Source organism: Nonomuraea sp. NPDC049709 (assembly GCF_040674815.1).
In the GTDB taxonomy this organism is placed as follows: Bacteria; Actinomycetota; Actinomycetes; order Streptosporangiales; family Streptosporangiaceae; genus Nonomuraea.
In genome coordinates, this window is the sequence record NZ_JBFANM010000031.1 from 106,187 (window position 1) to 124,522 (window position 18,336).

The window sequence follows — 18,336 nt, forward strand, 5'->3', positions numbered from 1 at the left end:
TGGCGCTGCCGGGGTGGAAGTTCGGCAGGGGCCCGTTCCGGTGGGGCGCGACCGGCCCGGGTCGTTGTGGGGGCCGCCCTGGCGGTCGTGCCGCCGGGGTGCGCCGGGGAGCGGATCGAGCTGATCGACTTGCCACCGAGCTGATCGAGATAGCGCCGGGGGGCTAGACAGGCCGAACGAGAGGGAGTAACCATTGCGTTCATACGGTATGCAGTATGCGGAAGACAGAGAGCTTCGTCGCCGGGAAAGGGTGGCATGATGTCCGAAACGATCTCGGGTGGTCATCTCGTAGCCAAGGCACTGAAGGCCGAGGGTGTGGACGTGATCTACACGCTCTGCGGTGGCCACATCATCGATATCTACGACGGCTGCGTCGATGAGGGCATCGAGGTCATCGACGTACGCCACGAGCAGGTGGCCGCGCACGCCGCGGACGGCTACGCGCGCATCACCGGCAAGCCCGGCTGCGCCGTGGTCACCGCCGGGCCGGGCACGACTGACGCGGTAACCGGCGTGGCCAACGCCTTCCGCGCGGAGAGCCCGATGTTGCTCATCGGCGGCCAGGGCGCGCTGAGCCAGCACAAGATGGGCTCGCTGCAGGACCTGCCGCACGTGGACATGATGACCCCGATCACCAAGTTCGCCGCGACGGTGCCCAGCACGGAACGGGTGGCCGACATCGTGTCGATGGCCTTCCGTGAGTGCTACCACGGGGCACCCGGGCCGGCGTTCCTGGAGATCCCGCGTGACGTGCTCGACGCGAAGGTGCCGGTGGAGAAGGCCCGCATCCCCGCGCCGGGCCACTACCGCGCCTCCACCCGCCAGCAAGGCGACCCCGAGGCCATCGAGCGGCTGGCGGACCTGCTGGCGCACGCCGAGAAGCCGTGCATCCTGCTCGGCAGCCAGGTCTGGACGTGCCGGGCGACCGACGCGGCCATCGACTTCGTCAGGTCCCTGAACGTGCCGGCGTACATGAACGGCTCGGGCCGCGGCACGCTCCCGCCCGGCGACCCGCACCACTTCCAGCTCAGCCGCAGGTACGCCTTCACCGAGGCCGACCTCATCATCATCGTCGGCACCCCGTTCGACTTCCGGATGGGCTACGGCAAGCGCCTGTCGCCGACCGCCAAGGTCGTCCAGATCGACCTCGACTACCGCACTGTCGGGAAAAATCGGGACATCGACCTGGGGATCGTGGGCGACGCCGGCCTCATCCTCTCGGCGGTGGCCCAGGCCGCGAGCGGTCGCATCGAGAACGGCGCGGCCCGGCGCAAGGAGTGGCTGGAGGAGCTGCGCGCCGTCGAGACCCAGGCGTACGAGAAGCGCCTGCCCCGCCAGCTCTCCGGCGCCCAGCCCATCGACCCCTACCGCCTGGTCCACGAGATCAACGAGTTCCTCACCGAGGACACCATCTACATCGGCGACGGCGGCGACATCGTCACCTTCTCCGGGCAGGTCGTGCAGCCCAAGTCCCCCGGCCACTGGATGGACCCGGGCCCGCTCGGCACGCTGGGCGTCGGCATGGCCTTCGCGATGGCCGCCAAGCAGGCCCGGCGCGACAAGGAGGTGCTGTGCCTGTTCGGTGACGGCGCCTTCAGCCTCACCGGCTGGGACTTCGAGACGATGGTCCGCTTCGACCTGCCGTTCATCGGCGTCATCGGCAACAACTCCTCGATGAACCAGATCAGGTACGGCCAGGCCGCCAAGTACGGCGAGGAGCGCGCCCGCGTCGGCAACACCCTCGGCGACATCCGCTACGGGGAGTTCGCCAAGCTCCTCGGCGGCTACGGCGAGGAGGTGCGCGACCCGGCCGAGATCCGCCCCGCGCTGGAGCGGGCCCGGCAGTCCGGCAAACCCTCGCTGATCAACGTCTGGGTCGACCCAGAGGTCTACGCCCCCGGAACCATGAACCAGACCATGTACAAGTAGGGGAACTCCGACATGAAGGCTCTCGAAGGTGTCCGCGTCCTCGACATGACCCATGTCCAGTCCGGCCCGTCGGCCACCCAGCTGCTCGCCTGGCTGGGCGCCGACGTGGTCAAGCTGGAGGCCCCCACCGGCGACATCACCCGGCAACAGCTCCGCGACGTGCCCGATGTCGACAGCCTCTACTTCACGATGCTCAACTGCAACAAGCGCAGCATCACCCTCAACATGAAGAGCGAGCGCGGCAAGGAGATCTTCACCGAGCTGGTGAAGAGCGCAGACGTCCTCGTGGAGAACTTCGGCCCCGGCGCGGTCGACCGCATGGGCTTCTCCTGGGAACGCCTCCAGGAGCTCAACCCCCGCCTGGTCTACGCCTCGATCAAGGGCTTCGGCCAGGGCCGGTACGCCAAGTTCAAGGCGTACGAGGTGATCGCCCAGGCCATGGGCGGCTCGATGAGCACCACGGGCTTCGAGGAGGGCCCGCCGCTGGCCACCGGCGCCCAGATCGGCGACTCGGGCACCGGCATCCACGCGGTGGCCGGCATCCTGGCCGCCCTCTTCCAGCGCAACCAGACCGGCCGCGGGCAGCGCGTACAGGTGGCCATGCAGCACGCCGTGCTGAACCTGTGCCGCGTCAAGCTGCGCGACCAGCAGCGCCTGGCGCACGGGCCGCTGCGCGAATACCCCAACAAGACGTTCAACGACGAGGTGCCGCGCTCGGGCAACGCCAGCGGCGGCGGCCAGCCCGGCTGGGCGGTGCGCTGCGCCCCCGGCGGGCCGAACGACTACATCTACGTCATCGTCCAGCCGGTCGGCTGGAAGCCGATCGCGAACATCATCGGCCGGCCCGAGCTGGCCGAGGACCCCGAGTGGGCGACGCCGGAGGCCCGGCTGTCCAAGCTGGACAAGATGTTCCAGCTCATCGAGGAGTGGACGATCCGGCACGACAAGTGGTCGGTGCTCGACCGGCTCAACGCCGAGAACATCCCGTGCGGCCCGATCCTGTCCACCAAGGAGCTGGTGGAGGACGAGAGCCTGCGCGAGGAGGGCATCGTCGTCTCAGTGGAGCACCCGGAGCGCGGCGAGTTCGTGACCGTCGGCAGCCCGCTGCAGCTGTCCGACTCGCCGGTGGACGTCCGCACCCCGCCGCTGCTCGGCGAGCACAACCAGGAGATCTACGGCGAGCTCGGCGTGAGCGCGGACGAGCTGAACGACCTCAAGACGAACGGAGTCATCTAGTGGCCGCCAGGGAAGTCATCGAGAAGGCGCTCGCCGAAGGGCGCACCGCCCTGACGGCTCCCGAGGGCCGCGAGCTGTGCCAGGCGTACGGCATCGCCACCCCGGGCGAGGGCCTGGCCACCTCGGCCGACGAGGCCGCGCGGCTGGCCGGGGAGATCGGGCTCCCGGTCGTGCTGAAGATCGTCTCGCCCGACATCCTGCACAAGACGGACGCCGGCGGCGTGCTGGTCGGCCTGAAGACCGTCGAGGAGGTGCGGGAGGGGTACGACACGATCCTGGCCAACGCCCGCGCCTACAACCCCGACGCGAAGATCGACGGCATCCAGGTGCAGCAGCTCGTCGGCGGCGGCCACGAGGTCATCGTGGGCGCGGTCACCGACCCCACCTTCGGCAAGATCATCGCCTTCGGTCTGGGCGGTGTCCTAGTTGAAGTACTTAAGGACGTGACCTTCCGGCTTGCCCCGGTTTCGGGTGATGATGCGCTTGGGATGCTGGACGACATCAAGGCGGCCGAGATTCTGCGCGGGGTACGGGGCGCCGAGCCCGCCAACAGGGACGCGCTCGCGGCCCTGATCGAGCGCGTCGGCCGGCTCGTCACCGACATCCCCGAGATCGTCGAGATCGACCTCAACCCGGTCTTCGCCGACGCGAACGGGGCGGTCGCCGCCGACGTGCGCATCCTCATCGGCGAGCCGCAGCCCGAGGTCGTCCGGCTGTCGCGCGAGGAGATCCTGCGGCAGATGACGCGGATCTTCAAGCCGCGCTCGGTCGCCGTGATCGGCGCCTCGGCCGAGTCCGGCAAGATCGGCAACTCGGTCATGAAGAACCTCATCAACGGCGGCTACCGGGGGCAGATCTTCCCGATCAACCCCAAGGCCGACGAGATCATGGGGCTGACGGCGTACAAGAGCATCGGGGACGTGCCCGGCGACGTGGACGTGGCCGTGTTCGCGATCCCGGCCAAGTTCGTGGCGTCGGCGCTGGAGGAGGTCGGCGAGAAGGGCGTGGCGGGCGCGGTCATGATCCCGTCCGGGTTCGCCGAGACCGGGAACGTCGAGGGCCAGAAGGAGATCGTCGAGATCGCCCGCAGGCACGGCGTGCGCATGCTCGGCCCGAACATCTACGGCTACTACTACACGCCGGAGAACCTCTGCGCGACGTTCTGCACGCCGTACGACGTCAAGGGCAGCGTGGCGCTGACCTCGCAGAGCGGCGGCATCGGCATGGCCATCCTGGGCTTCAGCCGCACGACCAAGATGGGCGTCTCGGCCATCGTCGGCGTCGGCAACAAGGCCGACGTGGACGAGGACGACCTGCTCACCTTCTTCGAGCAGGACGACAACACCAAGGCCGTGGCCATGCACCTGGAGGACCTCAAGGACGGGCGCGGCTTCGTCGAGGCCGCCCGCCGGGTGGTCAAGGAGAAGCCGGTCATCGTGCTCAAGGCCGGGCGCACCGCCATGGGCGCGCGGGCTGCGGGCTCGCACACCGGGGCGCTGGCCGGCGACGACAAGGTGTACGACGACATCCTGCGCCAGGCGGGCGTCGTGCGCGCGCCGGGGCTCAACGACATGCTCGAGTACGCCCGCGCGCTGCCGATCCTGCCCGCGCCCAAGGGCGAGAACGTCGTCATCATCACCGGTGCCGGCGGCTCGGGCGTGCTGCTCTCCGACGCCATCGTGGACGCCGGGCTGACCCTCATGGACATCCCGGACGACCTGGACGCGGCATTCCGCGCCTACATCCCGCCGTTCGGCGCGGCGGGCAATCCCATCGACATCACCGGCGGCGAACCCCCCTCGACCTACGAGAACACGGTCCGCCTCGGCCTGGCCGACGAGCGCATCCACGCGCTCGTCCTGGGCTACTGGCACACGATCGTGACGCCGCCGATGGTATTCGCCGAGCTCATCGCGCGTGTGGTGGCGGAGGAGCGGGCGAAGGGCAACGTCAAGCCGGTGGTGGCATCGCTCGCCGGCGACACCGAGGTTGAGGAGGCCAGCGAGTACCTGTTCGAGCACGGCGTGGTCGCGTACCCGTACACGACAGAGAAGCCCGTGGCGGTCCTCGGTGCGAAGTACCGCTGGGCCAGGGCGGCCGGGCTGCTGGGCTAAGAGCCGAGCCACAGCAGCGCCAGGCGAGGGGGCTTAATTCGGGGCGCACGAGGAAGGCAACAACCCCCCAGGAGGTCCGTAGGTGGACACATCGAACACACCACCGGCGACGGCCACGCCGCCGGTCGAGGATCAACGAGTATGGAAAGCGGGCCGGCTTGAGCCGATGCCCATCAGGAAGCTCCCCGACGCACCTCCCTCGGTGCACATTCTCGGGCCGACGGTCTTCCTCGTCGCGCTGGGCGTGGGCATGGGCGAGTCGTACATGTGGCCCAGGCTGGTGCTGCTGTTCGGGCCCGAGATCAGATGGCTGTTCCTGATCGGCGTCACCCTGCAGGCCGTGGTGATGCTGGAGATGGCCCGGTACGCCATGGCCACGGGGGAGAGCATCTTCTCCGGCGCGGCCAGGGTGTTCAAGCCGCTGATGTGGTTCTTCTTCATCGTGGCGATCGCCGTCTACATCTGGCCGGGACACCTATCGGCGGGAGCGGCGGCGTTCGAGGAGATCACCGGAATACCCTGGGTGGTGACCGCGGTCGCCGGGTTGATCCTCGTCGGCGTGGTCTTCACCCTGGCCAAGGTGATCTACAACCTGCTCGAGAACGTGCTGTCGCTGCTCATCGGCGCGCTCGTGCTCGGCACGGCCGTGGTCGCGGCCATGGTGGGCTCCTGGGGAGACGTGGTCACCACGATCAGCGGCATGTTCTCCTTCGGCTACCTGCCGGCGGAGGCCATGTCGGCCGCCTGGTTCCCCGTCATCGTGGGAGCGTGCGCGTTCGCCGGACCGTCGGGCATGCAGCAGATGTGGTACACGCTGCACCTGCGCGACTCCGGCGCCGGCATGGGCGTGCACATCCCGAAGGTGCGCGGGCTGCGGCACGCGGGCGAGGAAGAGGAGATGCCCTCCCGCGGGTTCATGTTCGACACCGAGGACCCGGCGGAGATGGCCAAGTGGAGGGGCTGGCGGCGCTGGGTCACGTTCGACGCGCTGCTGCTGTTCTGGGGCATCACCATGCTGGTCACGATCTCCTTCACGGTGATCGCCCAGTCGGCGGTGCGGCAGAACCCGGACGTCCGGACGGCCATTCAGGGCGACGACCGGGAGGTGGCGCTGTCCGCGATGGCCGACGCCGTCTCCTCGGCGGGCAGCTCGGTTCTCGGGGTCGTGTTCCTCGGGTTCATCGCGCTGATCGGCCTGAACGCGACGCTGGGCCTGTTCGACTCCTTCTCCCGGGGTCAGGCTGACATGACCTTCAACTTCGTCCGCGGGGCGAAGAAGCTGGGCATGTCGCGCCTGTACGGGATCTTCCTCTGGGGCGTGATCCTCTTCGGGATCCTGATCCTGCTGTTCGGCCCGGCCGACGGTCCCAGCGGGATCCTGGACACGCTGGCGTTCCTGTCCACGTTCGCGATGGGCGCGTACTGCGTGACGCTGCTCCTGGTGAACAACCGCATGCTGCCCAAACCGATCAGGCCCAAGTGGTGGACCAACGTGATCATCGGGTTCGGTGCGGTGTTCTACCTGGGAATGTTGTTCTACAGCCTGTTCGCCTACGGCGTGGTCGTGGGCTGATGGGAGGACGGCACAGCCTCGAACTCGCCCTGCCCGGGGCGTCGATCGGAGCCGTCGCCGGAGCCATGGCCGGTGGGTTGACCCTGCTCGCGGGGCAGCCCACCGGGATGGCCGCGCTGTCGGCCCTGGCGCTCGCCGCACCGCTCGCCCTCTTCGGCGGCCTGTACGGCGTGCTCCTCGGCCACGGCGTGTTCCGGCCCGGCACGTTCGGGCCCGTCGGCCTGTACTGGATGGCGGCCTTCCCGGTCTCCCGGCTCATGCAGGAGAGCGTGGCCGGGGTCGGCATGGCCGACGGCATCCCGCTGTTCCTGGCGTACCAGGCGATGGTCAGCCTCGGCTTCGCGATCGGCTTCGTCTGGCTGCACGAGCGGCTCATGCCGCACTGGCTGGTCCGCCGGGCCGGCGACAACCCGATCGCCAAGGACCTGCTCGCCCAGTACATCCGATACGCACAGATGGTGCAGACGAGGAAGGGAGCACGTAAGTGAATCTGCCCTTGTGGATCTGGCTGGCCACGATCGGCGGCTTCTGTGTCGTGCTCGCTTTCGACTTCTGGCTCGTCGCCCGCAACCCCCACGAGCCCTCCTTCAAGGAGTGCGTGGGCTGGGTGTCGTTCTACGTGAGCCTGGCCGTGGCCTTCGGCGTCGGCCTGCTCGTGTTCTCCGGCCCCGCGCACGGAGGGGAGTTCTTCGCCGGGTGGATCACCGAGTACTCGCTCAGCGTGGACAACCTCTTCGTCTTCCTGCTGATCATGAGCCGGTTCCAGGTGCCGCGGCAGTACCGCCAGAAGGTCCTGCTCATCGGCATCATCCTGGCGCTGATCATGCGCGGCGGCTTCATCGCGGCCGGCGCGGAGGCCGTGGCCAGGTTCGACTGGCTCTTCTACGTGTTCGGCGCCTTCCTCGTCTACACCGCGTGGAAGCTGATCGGGCACGAGGACGAGGAGGCGGAGTTCTCCGAGAACCTCGCCCTGCGCACGGTTCGCCGGGTGCTTCCCACGACGGACACCTATCACGGCGCCCGGCTCACCGTGCATCACGGGCGCAGGATGGTCACCCCGATGCTGATCGTGATGGTCGCGATCGGGACCACCGACCTGCTGTTCGCGCTGGACTCCATCCCGGCCATCTTCGGCCTCACCAAGGAGCCCTACCTGGTCTTCACCGCCAACGCCTTCGCCCTCATGGGGCTGCGGCAGCTCTTCTTCCTGATCGGCGGGCTGCTCGACCGGCTCGTCTATCTCAGCAAGGGCCTGTCGGTGGTGCTCGCATTCATCGGCGTGAAGCTGATTCTCGAGGCCCTGCACCATGACGGCGTGTCGTGGGCACCGGAGATTCCGATCATGGTGTCTCTCGGGGTCATCCTCGGCACTCTCGCCGTCACCACGGTGCTCAGCCTGATCAAGTCGGCTCGCGACGCCAAGTCGAAGGTGGTGGAGCCGGAACCCGTGGATCGCTGAATCGGGCCGCGTGCGGGGGCGGAGGCTGCTTACGGGTGGCCGCCCCCCTGCCGCGGCTCAGCGGCATGCCCAGCCTCAGTGGCGAGGGCTCTTGCGCACGTCGTGCTCCGCGCTCCAGCGGCGCAGGTAGCTGTCCGCCTCATCGGCGGAGTAGTGCTTTCTGAGCGCTGCGCTCAGGCCGATCCCGATGGCTCGGCCGTCTGCTGCCTGGCCCATGGGATCACCAAGGAGAAAGCGGATGAACGCCTTCATTGTCATGCACCTCCAATCCGTACTGCCCCCAGCCTCTACCCGAGGTGTTTCGGAGCATGTGGTCTTCTGTGAACGCCAGGTCAACCCAGCTGGCGGGGGCGGCGCCGGCGGACGGGCTTGGGAGCCGGCTCCACCGGCTCGCTCTCCCGCTGCTCCATGTAAGAGGCACGGGTGTGCTCGGTGTGCTCCCGCATGATCTTCGCCGCCCGCCGCTCGTCGCCGGCCTCGATGGCGTCGATCAGCGACGTGTGCTCGTCCCATGAGGCCATGCCGCGCTGGCGGGCCACCGGCGTGTGGTACCACCGCACCCGCCTGGCCACCTGGGCGGCCAGCTCGGCCAGGACCTTGTTGCCCGACAGGGCGGTCACCAGGGCGTGCAGCTCCGAGTTGGTCGCCACGGCGCCGTCGACGTCGTCGGACTGCACCGAGGCGATCCCGCGGGCGCACAGGGCGCGCAGCCGCTTCACGCCGTCCTCGCCCGCGTGCTGCGCGGCGAGCCGGGCGGACTCGGTCTCCAGCAGCGTGCGGACGGCGAGCAGCTGGTCGGCCTCCTCCACCGTCGGGACGTGCACGAACGCGCCCTGCCCCGGGTGGAGGTCGACCCAGCCCTCGCCGCTGAGCTGCTGCAGCGCCTCCCGGACCGGCTGCCGGGAGACTCCGAGCAGCTCGGCCAGCTCGCTCTCCACGAGGTGCTGGCCGGGCTTGAGCTGACCGGAGACGATGAGCTCTTGGATAGCCTCGATCACGCTCTCCCTGAGCGTGGCAGGGCGGGGAATCTTGGCGGCCGCCGCCTGACCGGCCTGATCCGACACCAGCATGGTCACGTCTCCAGGAGTGCGTTAAAGTTTTTGGTCGACTGCCTACAGCATACCGTGTAGGGGTTAGCCACGCCCGTGAGTCTCATCACAGCGCGTCGCCTGGTCGCAGGCGTCATAGGGGGATGGTGGCGGGCAGGCCGGGGATGCGCAGGCGCGGGGTGGCCAGTGCGGGCAGGGCCGCCAGCGCGGCGGCCGCGAGGAGGGCGGCGCCGGGCGCGGTCAGGGCGGTGAGGGCCAGGGCGACGGCGACCACTCCGGCGACGGCCTTGGCGCTGTAGACGACGGCGTGGATCTCGGTGGCCCGCTCGGTGCCGAAGAGCTCGCGCACGAGGCTGGCGAGCAGGGGGTAGAACGCGCCCCCGCCCAGCCCGGCCGCGACGACCCCCAGCCACAGCAGCGCACTCCCGACCAGCGCGCCTTGCGCGGAGGCACCCAGCGCGCCCCCGCCCGCCGCCGCCAGGGCGTCCCCGGCCGCCGTGCCGGGAGCCGTCCGGGCGAGCGCGCCGGCGTTCTGCACGGCCACGGCCAGCAGGATCTGGCCCAGGGCGAGCGCGCCGAAGACGGTGGCCAGCACCCGCCTGCGGCCGAACAGCTCCGCTGCCCGCATGGCCACCGACCGGCCGGCCCCGTTCAGCGCCACGAGCAGGGCCAGCGCGCCCCAGGTCCCCGTGCCCGCCACCACGATCACGTCGAAGACGGACACGGCACCCGCGCAGGTCAGCAGCAGGGCGAGCGCCGGCAGCGTGCGCGTACGCATGGCCTGGGCGAGCCCGAACTGCTTGACCGCCTCCGGGCTCGTCCGCAGCCGGGCCGCGTCCAGGGCGTGCGTGCGCGGGTCCACGTCGCCGGGCCACCACAGGGCCGGGGGCAGGCGCAGCCACCGGGCCGCCGTGCCGATGACGGCCACCGCCAGGACGGCGGCGACCAGGAAGGCGGCGGTCGTGGCGCCCGGGGCGATCCCGGTCCAGAGCAGCAGGGGCACCGCGCCGTACCCGAAGGCGCCGGTGATCAGCCCGACCCGGGCGGCGGGCCGTTCCGGATACCAGGAGGCGACGACCTCGCCGCACACCCCGTAGACCAGCCCCGCCCCCAGCCCGCCGAGCAGCGCGTAGCCGGCGAGTGCGGCCAGGCCGGGACCGGTGAGGGCGGTCGCCGCGAGGGCGGGACCGGCGTAGGCCGCCGTGGCGAGGCCGAGGCCGCTCAGCGCGGTGCCGGCGGCCAGGCAGGCGCGCACGGTCAGCCGCCCGCGGCGGACGAGGTGGAGGGCGGGCAGGGCGCCCGCGGCCTGGCAGGCGATCCAGACAGCGAGCAGTGTCAGGCCGGCCGCCTCCTTGGCGAGCAGCGCGGCATAGCCGTACTGGAGCGGGCCGATCGCCGCCATCGCGGCCAGGGCCAGCCAGAACATCCGGGTGCGGTCTGCGGGAACGGGGCCGGGACGGTACGAACGCCCGCGCCAATCCTTAACTGCATTCTCCATACTGTATGGAATATCCAGAAGACAGACCGCTGTCGAGACCCTTTACGAAGGATATTCCATACGGTATACCGTCTACAAAGGAGGCTCGAATGGACCTGTACGAATACCAGGCGAAGGAGCTCTTCGGGCGTCACGGGATCCCGGTTCCCGCAGGCGGGGTCGCGGCCACGCCGGCCGAGGCCCGCGCGATCGCGGCCGAGCTGAACGCGCCCGTAGTCATCAAGGCCCAGGTGAAGACCGGTGGACGGGGCAAGGCCGGCGGGATCAGACCGGCGGCGGGGCCGGTCGCGGCCGAGGCGGAGGCCGATCGCGTCATCGGGATGGACATCAAGGGGCACATCGCGCACCGTGTGCTGGTGGAGGCCGCGACGGTGCCGTTCGAGGAGTACTACGCGGCCTTCCTGGTGGACCGGGCCGAGGGTGGGTTCCTGGCGATGGTGTCGGCCCAGGGCGGCATGGAGATCGAGGAGCTGGCGGCCACCGACCCCGACGCCCTCGTGAAACTGCCGATCGACCCCGTGGCGGGCGTGGACGCCGACACCGCCCGGCTGCTGGCCGCCAAGGCGGGGCTGCCCGAGCAGGCGGCCGAGGTGCTGGAGCGACTGTGGAAGGTGCTGGTCGCGGAGGACGCCCTGCTGGTCGAGGTGAACCCGCTGATCTGCACCACCGACCAGCGGATCATGGCGCTCGACGGCAAGGTCACCCTCGACGACAACTCCGCCTTCCGCCACTCCTGGGAGGACTACGGGGAACGGTCCGAGAGCCTGGAGGCCCGGGCCAGGGCCAAGGGTTTGAACTACGTCAAGCTGGACGGCAAGGTCGGCGTGATCGGCAACGGCGCGGGGCTGGTCATGAGCACGCTCGACGTGGTCGCGGGGGCCGGCGCCGACCCCGCCAACTTCCTGGACATCGGCGGCGGGGCCTCCGCCCAGGTCATGGCCGACGGGCTGGAGATCATCCTGGCCGACCCCGACGTACGGTCGGTGCTGGTCAACGTCTTCGGCGGCATCACGGCCTGCGACGCGGTGGCGAACGGCATCGTCACGGCACTCGAACTCCTCGGCGAGCGGGGCCACGGCAGGCCCATCGTCGTGCGGCTGGACGGCAACAACGCCGAGGTGGGCCGGCGCATCCTCAGCGACGCCAGGCACCCGGCGGTCCGCCAGGTCTCCACCATGGACGGCGCCGCCGAGATGGCGGCCAGACTCGCGGCAGGTGCGTAAATGGCGATCTTTCTGACCAAGGACAGCCGGGTTCTCGTCCAGGGCATGACGGGCGCGGAGGGCACCAGGCACACGGCCCGCATGCTCGCCGCCGGGACGGACGTCGTGGCCGGGGTGACGCCCGGCAAGGGCGGCCGGTCGGTGGACTTCGGGGAGCGCTCGGTGCCGGTGTTCGGCTCGGTGGCCGAGGCGGTGTCCGGGACCGGGGCCGACGTGTCGGTGATCTTCGTGCCGCCGCGGTTCACCGCCTCGGCGGTGGAGGAGGCCGTCGAGGCCGGGGTGCCGCTGTGCGTGGTGATCACCGAGGGCGTGCCCGTGCACGACGCCGTACGCTTCCGCGCCCTGGCGAACGGCCGGACCCGGATCATCGGCCCGAACTGCCCTGGCCTGATCAGCCCCGGCCAGTCCTCGGCCGGGATCATCCCCGCCGACATCACCTCGGCCGGGCGCATCGGGCTGGTCTCGAAGTCGGGGACGCTGACCTACCAGCTCATGTACGAGCTGCGCGACCTCGGCTTCTCCACCGCAGTCGGCATCGGCGGCGACCCGGTCGTCGGGACCACGCACATCGACTGCCTGCGGGCCTTCCAGGACGACCCGGGCACCGACGCCATCGTGATGATCGGCGAGATCGGCGGTGACGCGGAGGAGCGGGCCGCGGCCTACATCGCCGCGAACGTCACCAAGCCCGTGGTCGCTTACGTGGCCGGGTTCACCGCGCCTGAGGGCAAGACGATGGGGCACGCGGGCGCGATCGTGTCCGGCTCGTCCGGGACCGCCCAGGCCAAGAAGGAGGCCCTGGAGGCGGTCGGGGTCCGCGTCGGGCGCACTCCCTCGGAGACGGCCCGCCTCATGCGTTCGGAGCTGACGCGGTGAAATTCGACGTCAACCTGTCCATTCTGCTGACCGACCTGCCGCTGCTGGAGCGCCCGGCCGCGGCGGCGAAGGCCGGGTTCGACGCCGTCGAGCTGTGGTGGCCGTTCGACACGCCGGAGCCCACGAGCGCTCAGCTCGCGGACCTGCGGCAGGCCATCGAGGAGGCCGGGGTGCGCCTGGTCGGGCTCAACTTCGACGCCGGCGACATGGCGGCGGGCGAGCGCGGCCTGCTGGCCAGGCCGGACGGCTCGGCCCGGTTCCAGGCCAACATCGAGCCCGCGGTGCGGCTGGCGGGCGAGCTGGGCTGCACGGTGCTCAACGCCCTGTACGGCAACGGCCCCGGCACCGTCCGGGACCTGGCCGTGGCGAACCTGCGCAGGGCGGCCGACGCGGCGGCCGGCATCGGCGCGACCGTGGTGGTCGAAGCCCTCAACTCCCACGAGAACCCGAAATATCCGATCACGTCGGCGGGGGCGGCGTTCGAGCTGATCGACCAGGTGGAGCGGGACAACGTGGCCTTCCTGGCCGACCTGTACCACCTGCACCGGATGGGCGAGGACGTCCTCGCGCTCATCGACCGGCACACGGCCCGCTTCGGGCACGTGCAGATCGCCGACGACCCCGGGAGGGGCGGGCCGGGGAGCGGGCGGATGCCGTACCCCGAGATCTTCGCGCGGCTGGAGGCGGCGGGCTACCGCGGCCACGTCGGCCTGGAGTACCGGCACGAGGGGCCGGGCGCGTTCGACTGGAGGCAGGGATGAACATCGGGTTCGTCGGCTTGGGGATCATGGGCAGCCCGATGGCCGCCAATCTCCTCAAAGCCGGATATGTCGTGACCGGGTATGACGTGAGCGCCGCGCGGGTCGAGCAGCTCGCCGGACTGGGCGGCAAGGGCGCCCCGAGCGTGGTGGACGCGGTCGCCGGCGCGGACGTCGTCATCACGATGCTGCCGGACTCGCCGCAGGTGGAGGAGGTGGCGCCGCTCGTCATCGAGTACGGCAAGCCGAACCTGCTCTACATCGACATGAGCACCATCAAGCCCGAGACCTCCCGCTGGGTGGCCCGGCAGGCGGCGGCCGTCGGCGTACGGGCCCTGGACGCCCCGGTCAGCGGCGGCGAGCGCGGCGCGATCGACGGCACCCTGTCGATCATGGTGGGCGGTGCGGCCGAGGACGTCGAGGCGGCGGCACCCGTGCTCGGCCGGCTCGGCACGACCGTCGTGCACGTCGGCCCCGCGGGCTCCGGACAGACTGTCAAGGCGGCCAACCAGCTCGTCGTCGGCGGCATCTACGGGCTGGTGTCGGAGGCGATCGTGCTGCTGGAGGCGTCGGGCGTGGACCCGGTGGCCGGGCTCGACGTGCTCGCCGGCGGCCTGGCGGGCTCCCGGATCCTGGAGCTCAAGCGGCACACCATGGTCAAGCGGGAGTTCGCCCCCGGGTTCCGCATCGACCTGCACCACAAGGACATGGGCATCGCCGTCTCCGCCGCCCGCGAGGCCGGCGTCAGCCTGCCGCTCACCGGGCAGGTCGCCCAGCTCGTGGCCGCGGCCCGGGCGCAGGGCCACGGCTCGCTCGACCACTCCGCCCTGCTGAAGGTGATCGAAAGGCTGAACGCATGAAAAGAGTGCCTTGCATGGAGGCCGTGGTCGCGGTGCTGGAGTCGGAGGGCGTGGACACGGTCTTCGGCATCCCCGGCGCGGCCATCCTGCCGCTCTACGCCGCGCTCCAGCACAGCTCGATCCGGCACATCACCGTGCGCCACGAGGAGGGCGGCACCCACGCGGCCGACGGCTGGGCCCGGGTGACCGGGAACGTCGGCGTCTGCATCGGCACGTCGGGCCCGGCCGGCACGAACATGATCACCGGCCTCTACACCGCGCTGGCCGACTCGATCCCGATGATCTGCGTCACCGGCCAGGCCGTGAGCTCCAAGCTGCACCAGGAGGCGTTCCAGGCGGTCGACATCGTGGAGATCGCCAAGCCGGTGACCAAGTGGGCGGTGCAGCTCAAGGAGCCCGCCCAGGCGCCGTGGGTGTTCAGGGAGGCGTTCCGGATCGCCCGCTCGGGGCGGCCGGGTCCGGTGCTCATCGACCTGCCGGTCGACGTCCAGCGCGGCACCTGCCTGTACGACCGCGACCTGGACGCGCCGCTGCCCGTCGAGGTGCCGAAGCCGCTGCCCAAGGTCGTGGGCGCGGCCATGGACCTGCTGGAGGAGGCCAGGCGGCCGCTCATCCTGGCCGGCGGCGGCGTGATCATCGGGGAGGCGTACGACGAGCTGCGCGCGCTGGCCGAGCACCTCCAGGTGCCGGTGCAGGTGACGCTCATGGGCAAGGGCGCCTTCCCCGAGGACCACCCGCTGTTCGCCGGGATGGCCGGGATCCAGACGCAGACGCGGTGGGGCAACGCCGCGTTCCTGGAGAGCGACCTGGTGCTGGCCGTGGGGGCCAGGTTCGGCGACCGGCACACCGGCGACCTCGACGTCTACCGCCGGGGGCGCAAGTTCGTGCACGTGGACATCGACCCCATGCAGCTCGGCCGGGTCTTCGAGCCCGACCTCGGGGTCGTCGGGCACGCCCGGCCGGTGCTGGCCGAGCTGCGCGACGAGGCGCGCCGCCGGGGCGGGCCGCGCGAGCCGGGCAAGTGGGTGCGCAAGGTCGGCGAGCTGCGCAGCACCCTGGTGCGCCGGGACGACTTCGACGACGTGCCGATCAAGCCGCCCAGGGTGTTCAGGGAGATCAACGAGTATTTCCCCAGGGACACCACGTTCGTCACCGCCATCGGGCTGTACCAGATCTGGTCCGGGCAGTTCCAGACGACGTACCTGCCGCGCCGCTACCTGGTCTGCGGCCAGGCCGGGCCGCTGGGCTGGGAGGTGCCGGCGGCCATGGGCGTCAAGCTCGCCCATCCCGAGCGGCAGGTCGTGGCGGTGGTCGGCGACTACTCCTTCCAGTTCCTGATGGAGGAGGTTGCGGTGGCGGCGCAGTACCGGGTGCCGTTCGTCATCGTCATGATCAACAACGAGTACCTGGGCCTCATCAGGCAGGCGGAGCTTCCGTACGGCATGAACTACGCCGTCGACCTGCACTACGGCGAGGGCGGCATCGACCATGTCAAGGCCATGGAGGCGTTCGGCTGCCCGGCGCGCCGGGTGGAGGTGCCCGGCGACATCCGCGACGCGCTGGCCTGGGCGAGCGCCGAGGCGGCGCGCGAGCGGCTGCCGGTGCTGGTCGAGGTGATGGTGGAGCGCGAGGCGAACGCCGCCATGGGGCCCTCGCTGGAGTCGATCAAGGAGTTCGAGCCGCTGCCCGAGCTCATCACCGCCGACTGGTCGGACTGAGGAGGATGGACATGCGGCTCAAGCCGGGCACGTCCTGGCGGGACGCCTACGAGCAGTGCTGCTCGGCGGCCCCCGAAGCCTTCCACGACGACCGGGTGCTGAACCACTGGGGCGGCATCTGGCACCGCGACGGGCGTCCGGTGCCCGGCTTCTCGCCGCTGGACGGCACCGCCATCGCGGGGCCGCCCAGGCTCGACCGGGCCGGCGCCGGGCGGGCGCTGGCGGGCGCGGTCGAGGAGCACAACCGGTGGCGCTACCTGCCCCTGGCCGAGCGCAAGGCCATGGTGTCGGCGGCCGTGGAGTCCATGGCCGCCCACCGTGACCTGCTGGCCCTGCTGCTGGTCTGGGAGATCGGCAAGCCGTGGAAGACGGCCTGCGCCGACGTGGACCGCTGCCTGGACGGCGTGCGCTGGTACGTCCAGGAGATCGACCGCATGGTGGCCGGGCGCACGCCCCTGCCCGGCCCGGTCAGCAACATCGCGAGCTGGAACTATCCGATGAGCGTGCTCATGCACGCCATGCTCGTGCAGGCGCTGGCGGGCAACGCGGTGATCGCCAAGACGCCCACCGACGGCGGGCTGTCCTGCCTGACCCTGGCCTGCGCGCTGGCGGTCCGGGAAGGGCTGCCGTTCACGCTGGTCAGCGGGGGAGGGGCGGAGCTGTCGCCGGTGCTGGTGGCCGGCCGGTCGCTGGGCTGCGTGTCGTTCGTGGGCGGCCGGGGCGCCGGGGCGAAGGTGGCGACGTCGGTGGCCGACCTCGGGCGCCGGCACGTGCTGGAGCAGGAGGGGCTCAACTGCTGGGGCGTGTGGGAGTACGGCGACTGGGACCTGCTCGCCCGGCAGATCCGTACGTCGTTCGACTACGCCAAGCAGCGCTGCACCGCCTACCCGCGCTTCGTCGTGCAGCGCTCGCTGTTCCACGAGTTCCTGGCGACCTACCTGGAAGCCGTCGGCTCGTTGCGCTTCGGTCACCCGCTGGCGGTGGCGGACCCGGACGACCCGCTGCCGGAGCTGGACTTCGGCCCGCTGATCAACGCCTCGAAGGCCAAGGAACTGGCCGACCAGGTGGACGAGGCCGTGGCCAGGGGCGGCGTGCCGGTCCACCGGGCGTCCCTCGACACCGGACATTTCCTGCCCGGTCAGGATATTTCCGCGTACTTCGCCCCGACCGCGCTCCTCAACCCGCCGCCCTCCTCACCCCTCCACCACGCCGAGCCGTTCGGCCCGGTGGACACGATCGTGCTGGTGGACACGGAGGCGGAGCTGCTGGCCGCCATGAACGCCAGCAACGGCGCCCTGGTGGCGACCCTGTCGTGCGACGAGGAGGAGACCTTCCACCGGCTGGCGCCCGAGGTGCGGGCGTTCAAGGTGGGCCACAACAGGCCGCGCTCGCGCGGGGACCGCGAGGAGCTCTTCGGCGGGCTGGGCGCGTCGTGGCGCGGCGCGTTCGTCGGCGGCGAGCTGCTCGTCCGCGCCACCACCACCGGCCAGGAGCCCGAACGCCTGCCCGGCAACTTCCCGAGTTACACGCTGCTGCCCTGACCGCCCCGAACCCCGGTTCCGCGCGTCACCACGCCTGACCCGCCCTTCTCCTCCCTTCCCCGCCGCGATCCGGTGAGGTCATCCGAGGGGAGGAGAGCCGTGCGGCCCGCTCCCGACCACCGCGCAGGGAAGGAGGGGTGGGCTCAGAAGGCCCCGAAACGGGTCGCCACGAGGAGCGCCAGGAAGGTCAGCATGGCGACCCGCAGCAGCTTCGCGCCCGCTCCCAGGGACGGCCACGACAGGTAGGCCAGCCACCCGATGAACGCGATCACCGGCAGCACCGCCACGCCACCCAGCGGGTTGGCCACGGCGAACCCCGCCAGCAGCAGGATCACCAGCACCGCGGGCGCCAGCCACCGGGGCACCTGCGTGAACAGGAACGTCATCGGCAGCGCGCTGCGCTCCTCGACCGCCTTGCGCAGGCCGGTCGCGCCCGGCGTGAAGAACTGCTCGCCCTGGGGCAGCGGGCGCTTGCCGCCGCGCTTGTTGTTGGGGGCCACGG

The 18,336-nt window shown here is 70.8% G+C and carries 16 protein-coding genes; 12 read left to right on the forward strand and 4 right to left on the reverse strand.

The window, feature by feature from the left end; translation table 11 throughout:
* Positions 1 to 255: 255 nt before the first annotated feature.
* From AB0J69_RS29595 to AB0J69_RS29620, 6 genes are all read left to right on the forward strand, one after another.
* On the forward strand, positions 256 to 1,929 hold the full coding sequence (locus tag AB0J69_RS29595) for a thiamine pyrophosphate-binding protein (RefSeq protein ID WP_364123583.1): 1,674 nt from the start codon (positions 256 to 258) through the stop codon (positions 1,927 to 1,929).
* A gap of 12 nt (positions 1,930 to 1,941) precedes the next feature.
* Entirely contained in the window at positions 1,942 to 3,165 is a 1,224-nt protein-coding gene (gene frc, locus AB0J69_RS29600; RefSeq protein WP_364123585.1) for a formyl-CoA transferase, read from the forward strand.
* Entirely contained in the window at positions 3,165 to 5,279 is a 2,115-nt protein-coding gene (locus AB0J69_RS29605; protein WP_364123587.1) for an acetate--CoA ligase family protein, read from the forward strand. Before frc ends, AB0J69_RS29605 begins: the two co-directional genes overlap by 1 nt.
* Positions 5,280 to 5,445: 166 nt before the next feature.
* Complete coding sequence (locus AB0J69_RS29610) at positions 5,446 to 6,852, forward strand: Nramp family divalent metal transporter (protein WP_364123589.1); 1,407 nt, start codon at positions 5,446 to 5,448, stop codon at positions 6,850 to 6,852.
* Entirely contained in the window at positions 6,852 to 7,340 is a 489-nt protein-coding gene (locus AB0J69_RS29615; protein WP_364123591.1) for a hypothetical protein, read from the forward strand. The genes AB0J69_RS29610 and AB0J69_RS29615 overlap by 1 nt, the downstream gene beginning before the upstream one ends.
* Positions 7,337 to 8,311: a TerC family protein gene (locus tag AB0J69_RS29620; protein ID WP_364123593.1), complete on the forward strand. Its 975-nt coding sequence runs from the start codon at positions 7,337 to 7,339 to the stop codon at positions 8,309 to 8,311. The genes AB0J69_RS29615 and AB0J69_RS29620 overlap by 4 nt, the downstream gene beginning before the upstream one ends.
* Before the next feature lie 75 nt (positions 8,312 to 8,386).
* Here AB0J69_RS29620 and AB0J69_RS29625 read toward each other — a convergent pair whose 3' ends face one another.
* The 3 genes from AB0J69_RS29625 to AB0J69_RS29635 form a co-directional block, all read right to left on the reverse strand.
* Positions 8,387 to 8,563 (reverse strand): hypothetical protein, encoded by a 177-nt coding sequence (locus AB0J69_RS29625; RefSeq protein WP_364123595.1) that lies wholly within the window; start codon positions 8,561 to 8,563, stop codon positions 8,387 to 8,389.
* A gap of 80 nt (positions 8,564 to 8,643) precedes the next feature.
* On the reverse strand, positions 8,644 to 9,381 hold the full coding sequence (locus AB0J69_RS29630) for a GntR family transcriptional regulator (RefSeq protein ID WP_364123597.1): 738 nt from the start codon (positions 9,379 to 9,381) through the stop codon (positions 8,644 to 8,646).
* A 112-nt stretch (positions 9,382 to 9,493) separates the two neighbouring features.
* Positions 9,494 to 10,858, reverse strand: a complete 1,365-nt coding sequence (locus AB0J69_RS29635; protein WP_364123599.1) for a hypothetical protein — start codon at positions 10,856 to 10,858, stop codon at positions 9,494 to 9,496.
* An 89-nt stretch (positions 10,859 to 10,947) separates the two neighbouring features.
* On the opposite strand from AB0J69_RS29635, the gene sucC reads away from it, so the two are divergent.
* Genes sucC through AB0J69_RS29665 form a run of 6 tightly spaced genes read left to right on the forward strand, consistent with a single transcriptional unit; the run spans position 10,948 to position 17,834 of the window.
* The gene (gene sucC / locus AB0J69_RS29640; protein ID WP_364123601.1) at positions 10,948 to 12,081 is read left to right on the forward strand and encodes an ADP-forming succinate--CoA ligase subunit beta; all 1,134 of its coding nucleotides are present in this window, start codon (positions 10,948 to 10,950) and stop codon (positions 12,079 to 12,081) included.
* Positions 12,082 to 12,957 (forward strand): succinate--CoA ligase subunit alpha, encoded by an 876-nt coding sequence (gene sucD / locus AB0J69_RS29645; RefSeq protein WP_364123603.1) that lies wholly within the window; start codon positions 12,082 to 12,084, stop codon positions 12,955 to 12,957.
* A complete protein-coding gene (locus AB0J69_RS29650) occupies positions 12,954 to 13,718 on the forward strand; it encodes a TIM barrel protein (RefSeq protein ID WP_364123605.1) in 765 nt (254 codons plus the stop codon). The genes sucD and AB0J69_RS29650 overlap by 4 nt, the downstream gene beginning before the upstream one ends.
* Positions 13,715 to 14,575, forward strand: a complete 861-nt coding sequence (locus AB0J69_RS29655; protein ID WP_364123607.1) for an NAD(P)-dependent oxidoreductase — start codon at positions 13,715 to 13,717, stop codon at positions 14,573 to 14,575. The genes AB0J69_RS29650 and AB0J69_RS29655 overlap by 4 nt, the downstream gene beginning before the upstream one ends.
* Positions 14,572 to 16,293, forward strand: coding sequence for a glyoxylate carboligase (gene gcl / locus AB0J69_RS29660; protein WP_364123609.1), 1,722 nt, complete (start codon positions 14,572 to 14,574; stop codon positions 16,291 to 16,293). Before AB0J69_RS29655 ends, gcl begins: the two co-directional genes overlap by 4 nt.
* Before the next feature lie 5 nt (positions 16,294 to 16,298).
* Positions 16,299 to 17,834 (forward strand): aldehyde dehydrogenase family protein, encoded by a 1,536-nt coding sequence (locus tag AB0J69_RS29665; RefSeq protein ID WP_364123611.1) that lies wholly within the window; start codon positions 16,299 to 16,301, stop codon positions 17,832 to 17,834.
* 143 nt (positions 17,835 to 17,977) lie between these two features.
* On the opposite strand, the gene AB0J69_RS29670 is transcribed toward AB0J69_RS29665, so the two are convergent.
* On the reverse strand, positions 17,978 to 18,334 hold the full coding sequence (locus AB0J69_RS29670) for a DUF6703 family protein (protein ID WP_364123613.1): 357 nt from the start codon (positions 18,332 to 18,334) through the stop codon (positions 17,978 to 17,980).
* Between the last annotated feature and the right edge of the window lie 2 nt (positions 18,335 to 18,336).

Coding starts and splice junctions, on each gene's coding strand:
- AB0J69_RS29635 (WP_364123599.1), bottom strand. CDS start 10,858: ATGGAGAATGCAGTTAAGGATTGGCGCGGGCGTTCGTACCGTCCCGGC.
- AB0J69_RS29595 (WP_364123583.1), top strand. CDS start 256: ATGATGTCCGAAACGATCTCGGGTGGTCATCTCGTAGCCAAGGCACTG.
- sucC (WP_364123601.1), top strand. CDS start 10,948: ATGGACCTGTACGAATACCAGGCGAAGGAGCTCTTCGGGCGTCACGGG.
- AB0J69_RS29610 (WP_364123589.1), top strand. CDS start 5,446: ATGCCCATCAGGAAGCTCCCCGACGCACCTCCCTCGGTGCACATTCTC.
- AB0J69_RS29655 (WP_364123607.1), top strand. CDS start 13,715: ATGAACATCGGGTTCGTCGGCTTGGGGATCATGGGCAGCCCGATGGCC.
- frc (WP_364123585.1), top strand. CDS start 1,942: ATGAAGGCTCTCGAAGGTGTCCGCGTCCTCGACATGACCCATGTCCAG.
- AB0J69_RS29665 (WP_364123611.1), top strand. CDS start 16,299: ATGGACATGCGGCTCAAGCCGGGCACGTCCTGGCGGGACGCCTACGAG.
- AB0J69_RS29615 (WP_364123591.1), top strand. CDS start 6,852: ATGGGAGGACGGCACAGCCTCGAACTCGCCCTGCCCGGGGCGTCGATC.
- AB0J69_RS29630 (WP_364123597.1), bottom strand. CDS start 9,381: ATGCTGGTGTCGGATCAGGCCGGTCAGGCGGCGGCCGCCAAGATTCCC.
- gcl (WP_364123609.1), top strand. CDS start 14,572: ATGAAAAGAGTGCCTTGCATGGAGGCCGTGGTCGCGGTGCTGGAGTCG.
- sucD (WP_364123603.1), top strand. CDS start 12,082: ATGGCGATCTTTCTGACCAAGGACAGCCGGGTTCTCGTCCAGGGCATG.
- AB0J69_RS29625 (WP_364123595.1), bottom strand. CDS start 8,563: ATGAAGGCGTTCATCCGCTTTCTCCTTGGTGATCCCATGGGCCAGGCA.